The following is a 15,127-nucleotide window of genomic DNA, read 5'->3' as shown; positions in this document are numbered from 1 at the left end:
AAGCTGACTTTGATACGCGCTATGCCGAACAGGGCAGAACATGAAGCGAGTCCCGCCGGTATTGAGGTATGTATAAAAATAGCGTCCAACGCTTTTCAACAAAGCGTTGGACGCTATTAAAGCGACGACGAAATGCCGTCACTCGAAGACCTAAAAATCACGTAGGCATGGGCGTCCAGAAGGCGAGATGGTTCTCGAAATCAAACCCTGAGCCAATCCCGACAGCCAGCTCCAGCGTACCGCTATCGTCCGGTTTGCTGTACATAGCATGCACACCCTGGGCATCCACCTCCACGCGCAGTTCTGCATCCGCGCCGCCCGAGTTGCCGTCGTAATAGTAGTGCGTGACTTCTCTGAAATAGTTGCCTTCGTCGGTTTGCTGCCAGTAAGCGTAGCTCTGATTCAGCTCCCCCATGTCCAACCCCATGCCCGTGTTGTTGTAGACAGTGCTGTCGTCCATGACAACTTCCAGGAAGTCATTGGCACCCAAACCATTCAAGTCAAGTTTGGGGCCGACGACGCTCATGAACTTCACTGTCCAAGCGTCGTTAGCCAGATCGATCGTATGACCAGTGCCATCTTGAAGTCCATTGATCACTGCATTGCCCGTTACTCCATGAAAACCCGGTGTACCTATAGCCGCCTCGGTGTATTCCCAGCCCATGGCACCTTTGGTCACCAAAGCCATGTCGCCCTGGCTGAACACTCCATTGCCGTCCTGGTCCACATACACCCCTTCGCTATACACCATCAACGTGCGGCTTAAGGGTTCGCCCGCAGTGACCGCAAAATTCAGTGCAGTGCCGCCGCTGATGCCCGCATAGCTGTTGCCCGCCACATCCTTGAGCGCGCCGCTGTCCACTTCAATGTGGTAGTTCCCGCCAGCTAAAAAATCGCTGCTCGGATTAACAGTCACCGTCGCACCGTTGATGTTGACTTGGCTGCTGTCGAGCACATCAATGGTCAACGATAGGTTCGGATTGTCATCATTGACGATGCGGATGAAGCCTGTGCCCGCCAGCACAGCTTCGGAGAAGCTCAGCACGATATCGGCACCCACCGCCACATTGCTGGCGTCATCGGCAGGGTTGGCAGTCACTAGCGTGGGCGTCGTGTCGTCCATATTATTAATGGCCAACGTCACCAACTGCTGACTGTGGTTGCCTGCCAAATCGGTAGCTACCACCGTGAAGCTGTAGCCGGCTTTGGCCTCGAAATCAGGATTACCTGTCAGCGTAACTTGGCCGGTCGCTGAATCGATGCTGAAGGCGGCTGCATCGCCATCTGCCTTCAAGCTGTAAGCCACCGCGTGACCATCAGTGGCTGCTGCGGTGTAGATCACCTGGCCCGCACCGCTGTTCTCGTTAATTGCGGCCGCAACGGTCTCGGAGCTGAAGACTGGATTGTGCGCATCAAGCGTGATATCCAGGCTGGCGACGCCTGAGGTGTGGCCGGCCGCATCGCGCTGGCGTACTTCCACGGTATACAAACCGTCCGCAGTGGGTGCTGTATAAGAGGAGCTCCATTCGCCAAATGCGCCGGAACCTTCCTTGACGCGGTACTCCATCACAAAGCCGGAGAGCTGCCCTGCGGCAGCCAAGGCTGCGCTGCTGGTAATGCCGTCGCTACCGTCAACGCCCGTGTCTTGAATCAGCGTGACTTGGGGCGTAGGAATATGCTGCACGACCACGCTATAGGGTGCAGAAGCGATAGAGGTATTGCCAGCGACATCTGTTTGACTCACGCTCAGCAGATATTCTCCCGGAGCCAGGGCTTCGGTCCAGGTGAAGGACCATTTACCGGTCGCATCGGCAGTTGCCTGGCCGATAGGTGTGTTGCTGCCTTGCAATGCAATGGTGATGAGCGCATTGGCCTCAGCACCCGAACCACTCAGTTTGAGATCCTGCGAAACATAGGTTGAGACCGAACTGGTCCCCTTGCCGGTGTTGATTTGATCATCTGCCAAACGCAGGGCAAAGGTCACATCATTGCGGAAATAGCGGATGGTTCCTCCTGAGTCACCAATCAGAAAATCGGCATCACCATCGCCATCTATATCCCCAGCTGCAGCAAAGGGAATGTTAAACGTCAAATTTTTGAACGGGTTGCCTGCGACCTCCTGGACAAACTGTCCCTGGCCATTGCCTTGGTACAACCAGATCTTCCCTTCTTTGCCATAGACAGCAAAGTCCAGCTTGCCGTCGCCATTGAAATCCCCCAGATATGGGATGTAGTAATGGGGAGATGAACTAGTACCTTCAAGGCTGTTGAAGGGATTGGACGCTCCGCTGATCTGCGTAAAAATGCCGCTGCCGTCGTTTCGCCAAAGCTGAATGGCGCCGCCACTTTGCCCGAACTGTCCCACGACCAGATCATCGTCACCATCTCCGTCGACATCTCCTGCCGCCAGAAATGAATAGGACTGGCGCACGATACTGGCAAAGGGATTGTTGTTACCCGTTTGCTCCGTGAACTGTGGCTGGCTGGCCGTTCCGGTGTTCTTGAAATACTTGACGGCCCCGCCACCGACTCCAACCAGCATGTCCAGCAAGCCATCGCCATTGACATCCAGCAGAGCTGGGAACGAATCATAGACAGGGGCAGGCAAGATCGCTCCCCCCATGGGATCGTTGGCACCGCTGGCCAGCACAAAGCTGCCATTCTCCTGCTGAAAATAGGTCCGAACCCGATTGGAACTGCCATCCATACCGACTACCAGGTCAAGCCGGCCATCGCCATTCAGGTCGCCCAGTGCAGGAAAAGCCCATTGCCCGGCAGATACGCCTGCAAATGGATTGGTCACCCCGGTCTGCTGGTTAAATTGTCCCTCTCCAACCAACTGCTTGGCAATGCTGTCCAGCGTCAAACTCAGCGCCGCACTGGCTGCACTGGTATGGCCGGCACCGTCGGTCAGTGTGGCCGTCAGGCTCTTGACGCCGTCTGCTCCAAGACTGCTGGTGGCTATTTCCACATAGCCTGCTGAAATATCGTCCGCCGTCAGGGTTGCGGTACCCACCTGATTCGATCCGCCCAAAAATACCTTAATTACATCGCCAGCGACTGCGGCCGTGGCGCCACTGCCCGCCAAAGACACCCGCAACGTGGGAACCGAAACATTGGTAATGCCATCACTATCGAAACGTCCGCTATCGCTGCTCGCAAGCAATTGAAGGCTCGGGGCTGCTGGAGCAGTGGTATCGAGGGCGAACTCCAAACGTCCGGATTCGGAAGCATTGCCAGCTGCATCAACCTGACGCACTTCTACCGTGTATAGACCATCAACCGTGGGCGCCACATAGTTCGCGGACCAGCCACCAAAATCTCCCGAGCCAGCTTTAATACGGTACTCAACAAGCGCTCCAGCTTCGGTACCACTGGTGCTGAGCGTCGCATTGCTGGTGACTCCGTCAGCACGTCCGGTATCGTTGACAAGGCTCAGCGCTGGGGCTGAAGGTGCTTCGGTATCGACTCGGTATGCCGATTCATCTTCCAACGGTGGATGATTCAATAGCGCATGGTTGCCAGCTGCGTCCTTGAGAACGCCACCATTGAGCTGCAATGCATCGGCAGGTATGGCTATGCCGTCTGCATCAACATCGCCGGCCTGTACGACATATTGGAAGACTAGGCTAGATGTTCCGCCGCCAGAGACATAGTCTGCATATACCGTGTTGCCTCCCAGATTGAGCGCAATGCGCGGAACGCCGTTGTTGGTTTCAACCAGCGTGTCTTCACTCATGGTCACAGTCACATTGACAATATCGCCAGCATTCAGTGTGTTGTTCTGACCACCAGTTGCACCAATGCTGACAGAGCTCACCGTCGGAGGTATTTCCTCCACATCACTGATCGCCAGCGTCACGTTTTGCTGGCGGTGGTTGCCCAGCGCATCGGTGGCCACCACCGTGAAGCTATAGCTGGACTGGCTCTCGTAGTCCGGGTTGGCAAGCAGCGTGACCTTGCCGGTTTGGGCATTGATGCTGAAAGCGGCGGCATCCTCGCCGCTGAGGCTGTAGAGGAACTCGCTGGCATCGGTCGCCACGGCCGTGTAGACCACCTGGCCGGCGCCGCTGTTCTCGGCAATCGCCTGGGCTGTGGCGCCCGAGCTGAACACCGGTGGGTTTTCATCCACATCGTTGACGGCCAGCGTCACGTTTTGCTGGCTGTGGTTGCCCAGCGCATCGGTGGCCACCACCGTGAAGCTATAGCTGGACTGGCTCTCGTAGTCCGGGTTGGCAAGCAGCGTGACCTTGCCGGTTTGGGCATTGATGCTGAAAGCGGCGGCATCCTCGCCACTGAGGCTGTAGAGGAACTCGCTGGCATCGGTCGCCACGGCCGTGTAGACCACCTGGCCGGCGCCGCTGTTCTCGGCAATCGCCTGGGCTGTGGCGCCCGAGCTGAACACCGGTGGGTTTTCATCCACATCGTTGACGGCCAGCGTCACGTTTTGCTGGCTGTGGTTGCCCAGCGCATCGGTGGCCACCACCGTGAAGCTATAGCTGGACTGGCTCTCGTAGTCCGGGTTGGCAAGCAGCGTGACCTTGCCGGTTTGGGCATTGATGCTGAAAGCGGCGGCATCCTCGCCACTGAGGCTGTAGAGGAACTCGCTGGCATCGGTCGCCACGGCTGTGTAGACCACCTGGCCGGCGCCGCTGTTCTCGGCAATCGCCTGGGCTGTGGCGCCCGAGCTGAACACCGGTGGGTTTTCATCCACATCGTTGACGGCCAGCGTCACGTTTTGCTGGCTGTGGTTGCCCAGCGCATCGGTGGCCACCACCGTGAAGCTATAGCTGGACTGGCTCTCGTAGTCCGGGTTGGCAAGCAGCGTGACCTTGCCGGTTTGGGCATTGATGCTGAAAGCGGCGGCATCCTCGCCACTGAGGCTGTAGAGGAACTCGCTGGCATCGGTCGCCACGGCTGTGTAGACCACCTGGCCGGCGCCGCTGTTCTCGGCAATCGCCTGGGCTGTGGTGCCCGAGCTGAACACCGGTGGGTTTTCATCCACATCGTTGACGGCCAGCGTCACGTTTTGCTGGCTGTGGTTGCCCAGCGCATCGGTGGCCACCACCGTGAAGCTATAGCTGGACTGGCTCTCGTAGTCCGGGTTGGCAAGCAGCGTGACCTTGCCGGTTTGGGCATTGATGCTGAAAGCGGCGGCATCCTCGCCGCTGAGGCTGTAGAGGAACTCGCTGGCATCGGTCGCCACGGCCGTGTAGACCACCTGGCCGGCGCCGCTGTTCTCGGCAATCGCCTGGGCTGTGGTGCCCGAGCTGAACACCGGTGGGTTTTCATCCACATCGTTGACGGCCAGCGTCACGTTTTGCTGGCTGTGGTTGCCCAGCGCATCGGTGGCCACCACCGTGAAGCTATAGCTGGACTGGCTCTCGTAGTCCGGGTTGGCAAGCAGCGTGACCTTGCCGGTTTGGGCATTGATGCTGAAAGCGGCGGCATCCTCGCCGCTGAGGCTGTAGAGGAACTCGCTGGCATCGGTCGCCACGGCCGTGTAGACCACCTGGCCGGCGCCGCTGTTCTCGGCAATCGCCTGGGCTGTGGCGCCCGAGCTGAACACCGGTGGGTTTTCATCCACATCGTTGACGGCCAGCGTCACGTTTTGCTGGCTGTGGTTGCCCAGCGCATCGGTGGCCACCACCGTGAAGCTATAGCTGGACTGGCTCTCGTAGTCCGGGTTGGCAAGCAGCGTGACCTTGCCGGTTTGGGCATTGATGCTGAAAGCGGCGGCATCCTCGCCGCTGAGGCTGTAGAGGAACTCGCTGGCATCGGTCGCCACGGCTGTGTAGACCACCTGGCCGGCGCCGCTGTTCTCGGCAATCGCCTGGGCTGTGGTGCCCGAGCTGAACACCGGTGGGTTTTCATCCACATCGTTGACGGCCAGCGTCACGTTTTGCTGGCTGTGGTTGCCCAGCGCATCGGTGGCCACCACCGTGAAGCTATAGCTGGACTGGCTCTCGTAGTCCGGGTTGGCAAGCAGCGTGACCTTGCCGGTTTGGGCATTGATGCTGAAAGCGGCGGCATCCTCGCCGCTGAGGCTGTAGAGGAACTCGCTGGCATCGGTCGCCACGGCCGTGTAGACCACCTGGCCGGCGCCGCTGTTCTCGGCAATCGCCTGGGCTGTGGCGCCCGAGCTGAACACCGGTGGGTTTTCATCCACATCGTTGACGGCCAGCGTCACGTTTTGCTGGCTGCTGTGACCTGCTGCATCGGTGGCCACCACCGTGAAGCTATAGCTGGACTGGCTCTCGTAGTTCGGGTTGGCAATCAGCGTGACCTTGCCGGTTTGGGCGTCGATGCTGAAAGCGGCGGCATCGCCGCCTTCGGCAAGGCTGTAGCGCACGCTGTTGGAATCCATGGCCACTGCTTGATAGATTACTTGACCTTCGCCAATGTTTTCTTCGATAGCGGCTGCGGTAGCGCTTGCACCGGAGCTGAACACAGGTGCAAAAGTATCGACGATGCCTCCCACGCCGCCGGTGGGATTATTCTGATCAGCACCTGGAATCTGACCCACTTTGGAACCTTCAATCAGCAAGTCCTGAGCCTCTTTGCTGATTACAGTCATGCCACCACTCACGGTGATGCCAGCGAGCACCTTGTCCAGAGTGTCCTGCACCTTGCCAGTACCGTTCTTGTCAGCTCCCGAGAAGGCCGACAACAGCGAGCCATATGTCTCTCCTGGGCTCAGGCCATCACCGGGGTTGTATTGACCTCCGTTGGTGGGAATGACGGGGGTGTGCAACATATCGTCCACGCCAAACACCTTGCTGATGGCACTGGCGGCCCGACTGACTTGCTCCGCTGTCAAAAGACTGGGATTTTCGGGCGTGCCGCCTGCGGCCTCCTGAGCCTTGTTATAGGCGATGGTGGTGAGCACGTTGACATTCAGGCTCAACGTGGAATTAGGCGTGGTGATGACGCCCATTGAATAGAGAGTAGTGTCCAGATCCTTTCCGATGCCCGTGGATTCGTCTAGGTAATCGGAGGCACTGCCGCCATTGACCAGCTTGACGATGACCGCGCCCTGATAGTCCTTGACATCCACGGTCACCATGCCGTCGGCGCCGAGCTTGCCCGTGCCCAGCAAGGTCTTGCCATCAGCCTGGTAGACGCTGACGCTCAGATCGTTGTCTTTAAGAGCGGGGCCACCCACAAAACTGAGCGTGACCAGGTTGTGCACGCTGGCGGTGGCAACGGCTGCCGAACCGCCGCCGCCACCGGCGAACAGCAGACCAGCGCTACCCGCTCCCACGCCCGCAAGCCAACCCACGCTGCTCGAATCCTGCGGAACATAGGTCACCAGATCACCTTTGAGCCCAGCCAATGGCTGCTCCAACCCAGGGTGGGTCGGCACCATGCTGGCCAGCGCTTCAGGGGCGCCATGGGCATACAGCACGGTACTGCCGTCGGCCAGTCCCGCACCGTCATTGGCTGAGGCGGTGAGCTGCCAGCCCTGAGGCGTATCGCCAGCAAGGGTGACAGCACAGTCGGCTCCGGGCTTGCATTCAGTGAAGTAATCCTGCAGCGTCAACCGCGTTCCGTCCGCATAATCTAGTTGCAGGTCTGTACCACTGCGCTGTGCCACTACGTCGCCAGCCAATTCATCGCCAGCATCGCCCTCACGGCGCTTGAGAACGCGGTAGCTCTCGCCAGACACCGCCTTGTGCGCTTGGGCCTGACCGGCCTGCAAGATAAGTTCACCTTTGCGGGTGCTGAGTTTGTATTGAGTCTTGGCGGTGGTTTTGTTCATGGAGAATCGGTTGGGCTGCGCTGCGAATTCCTTGGGCTTCACAGGCATCTCAAGGCTCGAGGGCATACCTCAAGCCTACGAACGCCTATCCCCATAGGTACATCTCACAATAGAGTAACAAAACATATAAAAATGAAACTGAGCATTTCTAAGCTTCGCCGCTTAGAGTTGCCTGTATGGAAACCTTCCCGATTGGAGGGGCTGTTACATAAATCAGTGCTAGGTCATCCTTTCCCAGACCACAGAAGTGGCTAGGCCGCTGCCACCGTTTGCGTACAGCTCAGTTCAGTGAGTCGGTCGAGAATGGAGGCTCGGATATCCAGCTCATGAACCTTCCGCTCGAACGTGCGTGACATATCGCTCTCTCGCCCAGTCATTTGATGCAGTGCATCTTGGTCTCCACCACGCTGCGCTGGTGACACTCACTCCAACTCTTCCTTAACAGGCGCAAAGCGCCTGCTGCAGCAATCGCCGCATTGTGGTGGGCTGATGGGTATGGCATTGAGCTCCAGCACTGGGGCATGTACCGGTTGTGTTTCATAAGCGCATTCACCAGTGACGGTCAGTTGTGGTTCAGTAACCGGCAGTTGTCCCAACAACTGAGGCGCCACCGTTGCATCGCTGATGTTGTTGGAGGTGACGCAGACGGCTCGCACCTGCAATTTCTGGGCATCAATACTTATGTGCAGCTTGCGTCGTTGACACCGATGTTCCGCGCCAACTTTTTTGCACGTCTATTCGCCTTCGTTCAGAAACTTGATGCCCGTGGAATCGAGCAGTAGGTCTAGTCCACCCGAACCGGGGCGATACGCCACTGGCACATCCAGGCTGCGTTGTCTGAGACATGGCAGACTGAAGTCCAGACAAGGCCATCGGCGATTGCAAAAGCCGGCGGTCTGTCTTAAGACCAGGCCAAACAGGTTCTTGATGGTCAGACAGAACTTGATAGTCGCATCAGAGAACTGCGGGCTACGCCCGCGTTTGCCGCTAACAGCGGCAAACCAGATATTCAGGCAGTCTTGCGCCTTGAGCGCAGCGTTGTACTGTTCCCGGTTGTTTGTGCGATAGCGGGGGCTTGGAATACCGGGGCTGACTCATCGCCCGAGGCTACCCGACGGTAGGGGCAATTTATGCAACCGCGCCTCCCAGGCTAAATAGTAAGACCCCTCATAGGGAACGACTGACTTTGTAAATTCAGCTACGCTTGCTTCACAAATCTTCGACAGACTTTGTCTCGTGAAGTGAGCCTGGAGAAATCAATTGCTTACAGCCCACAACCCGACGGACTTTATTTGCTTCAGTCAGTGCCACGAAAAAGCGCTCCATGGGAGCGTTTTTTTGTTATGGCATGGCCGGTGGATGGCTGGCTTCAGCGCTGGCTAGACTCCTGCCGCTTTGAAGACCCGGCGCAGTACCTGCATGGGCAGAAACTTCACGCGGCGGCGTTTGAGTTCATGTCGGTAGAGGCGCTCCCTCTCAATGAAGTTGATTTTTTCTTTCATTGGATGTGTCTGGATGGCTAACCCGACTAATCTAACAGCGTAGTGCGCATTTTCCGTAACACCCTGTCAGCGGGATTCGGCATCCACATCCCGGAGCTGACGCCTACATGGGCTGGCATGCATCCAGCCATCCTGGTTCGCCCATGAAAAACGCCCCTTTCGGGGCGTTGGTGCCAAGCGATTTTGCTTACATATTGTTGGGCAGCGCGGTCACGATCTGCGGGAAGAACCACAGTATCACGAGTGCCAGCACCATCAGCAGGAAGTACGGCGCGCAGACGCGGGCCAGATAGGTGATCTGCTTGCCCGTCATGCCCTGGAGCACAAACAGGTTGAAGCCTACCGGTGGCGTGATCTGGGCGGTCTCCACCGTGATCACGAGGAAGATGCCGAACCACAGGGGGTCGATTCCTGCGGCCTGGATGATGGGCAGAACCACGCTGGAGGTCAGCACAATGGTGGAGATGCCGTCCAGAAAGCAGCCTATGAGAATGTAGAACAGGCCCAGCACCACAATCAGCATGGCAGGCGACAGGTTCAGGCTGCCCACGTATTCGGCCAGCTGGCGTGGCAGGCCGATATAGCCCATGGACAAGGTCATGAAGGCTGCACCGGCGAGGATCAGCGCAATCATGCAGTACAGACGGGTGGCTCCGAACAGCGATTCCTTGAAGTTCTTCCAGGTCAAAGCTCCTTGCAGGGCCGACAGAATCAGCGCTCCCGTCACGCCGATGGCGGCCGCTTCGGTCGCGGTGGCAATGCCGCTGTAGATGCTGGCAATCACGCCCGAGATCAGCAGCACGACGGGGATCAGGTGCCGCGACTCGTAGACTTTTTGCCTGAAGCTCATGGAGCTGTCGGCCTTGGGCACCTTGTCCGGGTTCATCAAGGCCCAGGCCATGATCCAGCCGCTGAACATCAGTGCCAGCATGATGCCCGGCAGCACGCCAGCCATGAAGAGCTTTGAGATCGACAGCTCGGCCGACACGCCATAGACGATCAAGATGATGGAGGGCGGGATCAGCAGACCCAGTGTGGCGGGGCCGCCCAGTGAGCCGATCACCATGTTCTCGGGATAGCCGCGTTTGCGCAGCTCGGGCACATTCATCTTGCCCACGGTGGCGCAGGTGGCGGCCGAGGAGCCGGACACCGCGGCAAAAATCGTGCAGCCGATGACGTTGGTGTGCAGCAGGCGGCCCGGCAGCGCGTTGACCCAGGGTGCCAGACCGCGGAACATGCTCTCGGACAGATTGGTGCGGTAGAGAATCTCGCCCATCCAGACAAACAGCGGCAAAGCCGTCAAGGTCCAGCTGCTGGCAGAGCTCCAGATGGTCATGGCCATGGCATCGCCCGCTGCGCGCGCGGTGAAGAACTCCATGCCGAACCAGGCAACGCCTGCCAGAGTCAGTCCGACCCAGACACCGCCGCCAAGCAGGATCAGCAGCACCACGATCAGTGCAATGCTTGCGGTGATTTCATTCATGAGGGGTTCCCTCCTTCTCTACCGCCTTGCGTTTGCCCAGCAGCTCCAGCACCAGTTCGTCGCAGAACGCGATGCAGAAAACAATCGTGCCCAGAGCCATGAAAATCTGCGGAATCCACAGCGGTGTGGCGTCGATGCCCACGGAGATGTCTTCGATCTCCCAGGACTGCCAGACCAGGCGCGTGGAATAGAAAGCCAGAAAGGCCGAAAGAATGGTGGCGATGCCAAGGGCGGTCAGCTCCAGCGCCTTGTAGGCCTTGCCCTTGAGCGCGCCCAGCAGCAGGGTGACGCGGATATGTTCACCTTTCTTCAAGGTGCTGGCCAGGGCCATGAAGCCGGCCCCGGCCATGGCGTAGCCTGCGTAGGCATCGGTGCCGGGGGCGCTGAAACCAAAGAGTCGGCTGGTGATGGTCAGCAGCACCATCGCCAACACGCCGATCATGGCGATGCCGGCAAGCCAGGCACTGCCGTCATAGAGGCCGTTGAGTAACTTGCGCATACTTGTCTTCCTGAGCGGATGAGGTCATCGGCCGCGCGGCCCCGAATACCAGGGCCGGGCGGCCAGATGCAATCTGCGCCTTACTTGCCAGCCTTGTAGCCGTCGAGAATGGCCTGGCCGTCAGCACCGGCCTTGTCCGTCCATTCCTTGATCACGGTCGCGCCGATCTTGCCCAGGTCTGCCTTGAGCTGGGCGGAGGGCTGCTCGACCTGCATGCCGCCTTGCTTGAGGGCTGCTATCGAGCGCGCATCCACTTCCCTGGACTCTTTCCAACCGCGCTGCTCGGCGGCGGCAGCGGCCTTGAGCACGGCCTCCTGTGTGCTCTTGTCCAGTGCGCCAAAGGCCTTCTTGCTCACGGTCACGGCATTCTTGGGAATCCAGGCCTGCACGTTGTAGTAGTACTTCAGGCTTTCAAACAGCTTGTTGTCGGCACCGGTTGCGCTGGAGGTGATCAGGCCATCCACCACGCCGGTAGCCAGAGCCTGGGACAGCTCGGCCTCCTGCACGGTCACGGGCTGGGCGCCGATCAGCTCGCCAATGCGGGCAGTGGTCGGGGAGTAGACGCGCCACTTCATGCCCTTGAGATCGGCCGCAGAGTTGACGGGCTTTTTGGTGTAGATCCCCTGGGGAGGCCAGGCCACGGAATACAGCAGTACCTGCCCCTGCTTGTCCAGCAGCTTTTGCAGCGCGGGTTTCTGAGCCTGATAGAGCTTGTAGGCGTCGTCATAGTTGCTCACCAGGAACGGCAGTCCGTCGACACCGAAGATCTGCGACTCATTCTGAAAGCTCACCAGAAAGAATTCGCCCATCTGTGCATTGCCGGTTTGCACGGCACGCTTGATTTCGGGCATCTTGAACAGCGATGCACCAAAGTGCGGCGTGATCTTGAGCTTGCCGCCCGTGGCGGCATCCACATCCTTCACGAACAGTTCGTTGTTCTTGGAGTGAAAGTTTCCAGGCCCGTATGCGGTGGCGAAATCCCACTTGGTTTGTGCCATGGCATGACCGGCAATGCCGATGCCGGCGAGCAAGGTTGCGGTGGCGCAGAAGATGCGACGCTTCATGAGAACTCCTCAGATAAGAGATGCGGACAAATGAACTCAGGCAAGAGTTGTGCCAAAAGTAGCATTTGTCTCAACAAACATCCATGAGGGATTTCAACGAGTTTCAAAGAAACGTAGGGTGTTTTATTGCTTTGTTTCTATTGAAAATGTCATTTTGTTGAACAAGATCCCTCAAGGTGCCTTGATCCCCGCCTCTGCCAGACGTCGGGCATAGGCGGCCAGAATGATGCGTTCCGAATGCACCAGGTAGGCACTGAGCTCCTGTGCCGCCTCCGCAGGCCTGCCGGCTTCGAAGATCTGCAGAATCTTCAGATTCATGCCCACATAGGGGGCATGCAGAAAATGCGGGTCGCGCAGCAGGCCGAAAGCCAGGCGCAACTCCGCCAGCAGATGCGAGAACATCTCGTTGAGGCGTTCGCTGTCTGCCAGGGCCACGATGGCTTTGTGAAACGCCATATTGGCGGTACCCACCTCGGACCAGTCCTCGGCCTCGCTGTGCCGCTGGCCGCTTTCCACGGCCTCGCGCATCCGCGTCAGTGCAGGGTGCATGGGGTAAGCCTGTGCCAGGGCCTGGCACTCGATCATGCGTCGCACGCGATAGATATCGATGATGGACGCCATGCTGGGCACGGCCACCGATACGCCCTTGTTGGGCTCGTGTACCAGCAGACCTTCCTTGGTCAGCATGCGAAACACCTCGCGCAAGGTGTTGCGCGAAATATCCAGCGCTTCGCTGAGTGCTGCTTCTGACAGTCGCTGGCCCGGGCTCAGCACGCCCTTGACCAGCTGGCTGCGTATTTCTTCGGCGATGCGTTCGGTCAGGTTCTGGACCTCTGCGACGACTTTCATGGCATTCCCTTTTGGCTGTCGCCAGAGTGTAGCCATCGTTCTGTTGACCCAGAGAAGTTCAAAAGAGTGGTGAGACCTAGGGTTTGCTCTATTACAAAGTCTGTTTGTTCTGCAAACAATTTCATTTGTGGAATCAATCTAAATAGATTGTTCAACAATTTGAGGAATGAAGCAGATCTGAAACAGAGCTGATCAACCTTCTTCGAAAGAGCTGGGCGGGGGTGCCGATAGCGTTCCCGTCTTTGGTAGAGCCCGCCGCACAGCGGATCAGGGCGTGATTTCCGGAGGCTTCCATGCCTGTAGACGTAAACCTGTGGCCGCTGATCGGCGTGCTCATCATCATTGCCGGCTTCGCGCTGCGCTTTAACCCCATGCTGGTGGTCATCGTGACCGCCATCGGCACGGCCTTTGCGGCGGGCTTTCCGCTGGACAAGGTTCTGGCCGCCATCGGGACCGGCTTCATCAAGACCCGCAATCTGCCGCTCATCATCTTGCTGCCGCTGGCCGTGATCGGCCTGCTGGAGCGTCATGGCCTGCGTCAGCATGCGCAGAACTGGATCAGCTCCATCAAGTCGGCCACCGCCGGTCGCCTGCTGATCGTCTACCTGGCAGCGCGCCAGCTCACGGCAGCCATCGGGCTGACCAGCCTCGGCGGGCATCCCCAGATGGTGCGTCCGCTGCTGGCCCCCATGGCCGAAGGCGCGACCGAAAACCGCTACGGCAAGCTGTCGGGCAAGGTGCGCGAGAAGCTGCGTGCCATGTCGGCTGCCACGGACAACGTGGGCTTGTTCTTTGGTGAAGACATCTTCGTGGCCTTCGGTGCGATCGTGCTGATGACCACCTTCCTGAAGGAGGCGGGCATTGAGGTCGAGCCGATTCATGTCGCGCTGTGGGGCATTCCCACGGCCCTCTCGGCCTTTGTCATCCATGCCTTGCGCCTGCACCGCCTGGACAAGCAACTGGCGCGTGACATTGCTGCGGAAAAGAAAGCTGCTCAGGGAGAACAGGCATGACCATCACCATTCAATACCTGTACTACCTCGTCGGCCTGGTGCTGGCGGTGACGGCCTTGATGACGCTGCGCGACGGCAGCAACCCGCGCCGTTTCTCGGCGGGCCTGTTCTGGGCGCTGTACGCGCTGGTGTTCCTCGTCGGTGATCTGCTGCCGCCCGTATGGGTGGGGGCGGTCGCGGTCGTCATGGCCCTGATTGCCGGCTTCGGCGGCGTGATGGGCGGCAAGCATCAGCCGCGCACCGATGCGCAGTACCTGGAAAGCGCCAAGCGCCTGGGCAACAAGCTGTTCGTGCCGGCGCTGGCCATCCCGCTGATCACCATGGTGGGCACGCTGTCGGCCAAGCATCTGGTCTTTGGCGGCACTCCCCTGATCGACCCCAAGAACAGCACGCTGGTCAGTCTGGGCATCGGCTGCGTGATTGCGCTGGTGCTGGCCTGCAAGATGACACGCGAGACCCCCGTGCAGGGCCTGCGCGAGTCGCACCGCCTGATCGACGCACTGGGCTGGGCCCTGGTGCTGCCGCAGATGCTGGGCATGCTGGGTCTGGTGTTCTCGGATGCCGGCGTGGGCAAGGCCGTGGCCTATGTGACCACCACCTACATCAACATGGATGTGCGCTTTGTGGCCGTGGCCGTGTATGTGATCGGCATGGCGCTGTTCACCGTCATCATGGGCAATGGTTTTGCGGCATTTCCGGTGATGACGGGCGGCGTGGGCGTGCCCGTGCTGGTTGGCGTCTACCATGGTGACCCGGCCGTGATGGCGGCAGTCGGCATGCTGTCGGGCTACTGCGGCACCTTGCTCACGCCCATGGCGGCCAACTTCAACCTGGTGCCCGCAGCACTGCTGGAAATTGACAAAAATGCCGTCATCCGTGCGCAGGTTCCCACGGCCATCACGCTGCTGATCGTGAATGTGTTCCTGCTCAACTTCCTGATGTTCCGATAAGAGAG

General features: G+C 58.9%; 8 protein-coding genes and 1 pseudogene. 3 read left to right on the top strand and 6 right to left on the bottom strand.

Going from position 1 to position 15,127, the window contains the following annotated elements; all coding sequences use genetic code 11:
- Positions 1-157: 157 nt before the first annotated feature.
- Together QYQ99_RS09235 and QYQ99_RS09230 are read right to left on the bottom strand one after the other, a co-directional pair.
- Complete coding sequence (locus QYQ99_RS09235; protein ID WP_302092363.1) at positions 158-7,762, bottom strand: cadherin domain-containing protein; 7,605 nt, start codon at positions 7,760-7,762, stop codon at positions 158-160.
- Between the two features lie 251 nt (positions 7,763-8,013).
- A pseudogene (locus tag QYQ99_RS09230) lies at positions 8,014-8,860 on the bottom strand (IS5 family transposase).
- A 131-nt stretch (positions 8,861-8,991) separates the two neighbouring features.
- Here QYQ99_RS09230 and QYQ99_RS09225 point away from each other — a divergent pair.
- Positions 8,992-9,285 carry a hypothetical protein gene (locus tag QYQ99_RS09225; protein ID WP_302092362.1) on the top strand — a complete coding sequence of 98 codons (294 nt, stop codon included), beginning with the start codon at positions 8,992-8,994 and terminating at the stop codon, positions 9,283-9,285.
- A 166-nt stretch (positions 9,286-9,451) separates the two neighbouring features.
- On the opposite strand, the gene QYQ99_RS09220 is transcribed toward QYQ99_RS09225, so the two are convergent.
- The 4 genes from QYQ99_RS09220 to QYQ99_RS09205 form a co-directional block, all read right to left on the bottom strand.
- Entirely contained in the window at positions 9,452-10,747 is a 1,296-nt protein-coding gene (locus QYQ99_RS09220; RefSeq protein ID WP_302092361.1) for a TRAP transporter large permease, read from the bottom strand.
- Complete coding sequence (locus QYQ99_RS09215; RefSeq protein WP_302092360.1) at positions 10,740-11,246, bottom strand: TRAP transporter small permease; 507 nt, start codon at positions 11,244-11,246, stop codon at positions 10,740-10,742. Before QYQ99_RS09215 ends, QYQ99_RS09220 begins: the two co-directional genes overlap by 8 nt.
- Before the next feature lie 80 nt (positions 11,247-11,326).
- On the bottom strand, positions 11,327-12,310 hold the full coding sequence (locus QYQ99_RS09210; RefSeq protein WP_182285590.1) for a TRAP transporter substrate-binding protein: 984 nt from the start codon (positions 12,308-12,310) through the stop codon (positions 11,327-11,329).
- Positions 12,311-12,481: 171 nt separating this feature from the next.
- The gene (locus tag QYQ99_RS09205; RefSeq protein WP_302092359.1) at positions 12,482-13,159 is read right to left on the bottom strand and encodes a GntR family transcriptional regulator; all 678 of its coding nucleotides are present in this window, start codon (positions 13,157-13,159) and stop codon (positions 12,482-12,484) included.
- A 293-nt stretch (positions 13,160-13,452) separates the two neighbouring features.
- On the opposite strand from QYQ99_RS09205, the gene QYQ99_RS09200 reads away from it, so the two are divergent.
- Both QYQ99_RS09200 and QYQ99_RS09195 read left to right on the top strand, forming a co-directional pair.
- Positions 13,453-14,172 carry a DUF969 domain-containing protein gene (locus QYQ99_RS09200; protein WP_302092358.1) on the top strand — a complete coding sequence of 240 codons (720 nt, stop codon included), beginning with the start codon at positions 13,453-13,455 and terminating at the stop codon, positions 14,170-14,172.
- Positions 14,169-15,122, top strand: a complete 954-nt coding sequence (locus QYQ99_RS09195) for a DUF979 domain-containing protein (RefSeq protein ID WP_003074320.1) — start codon at positions 14,169-14,171, stop codon at positions 15,120-15,122. The genes QYQ99_RS09200 and QYQ99_RS09195 overlap by 4 nt, the downstream gene beginning before the upstream one ends.
- The last annotated feature ends 5 nt before the right edge of the window (positions 15,123-15,127 follow it).

This window comes from Comamonas testosteroni, from assembly GCF_030505195.1.
GTDB classification, from domain to species: Bacteria; Pseudomonadota; Gammaproteobacteria; order Burkholderiales; family Burkholderiaceae_C; genus Comamonas; species Comamonas testosteroni_G.
Note: the sequence above shows the minus strand (reverse complement) of the source record. Positions and strands in the feature narration are given on the sequence as shown.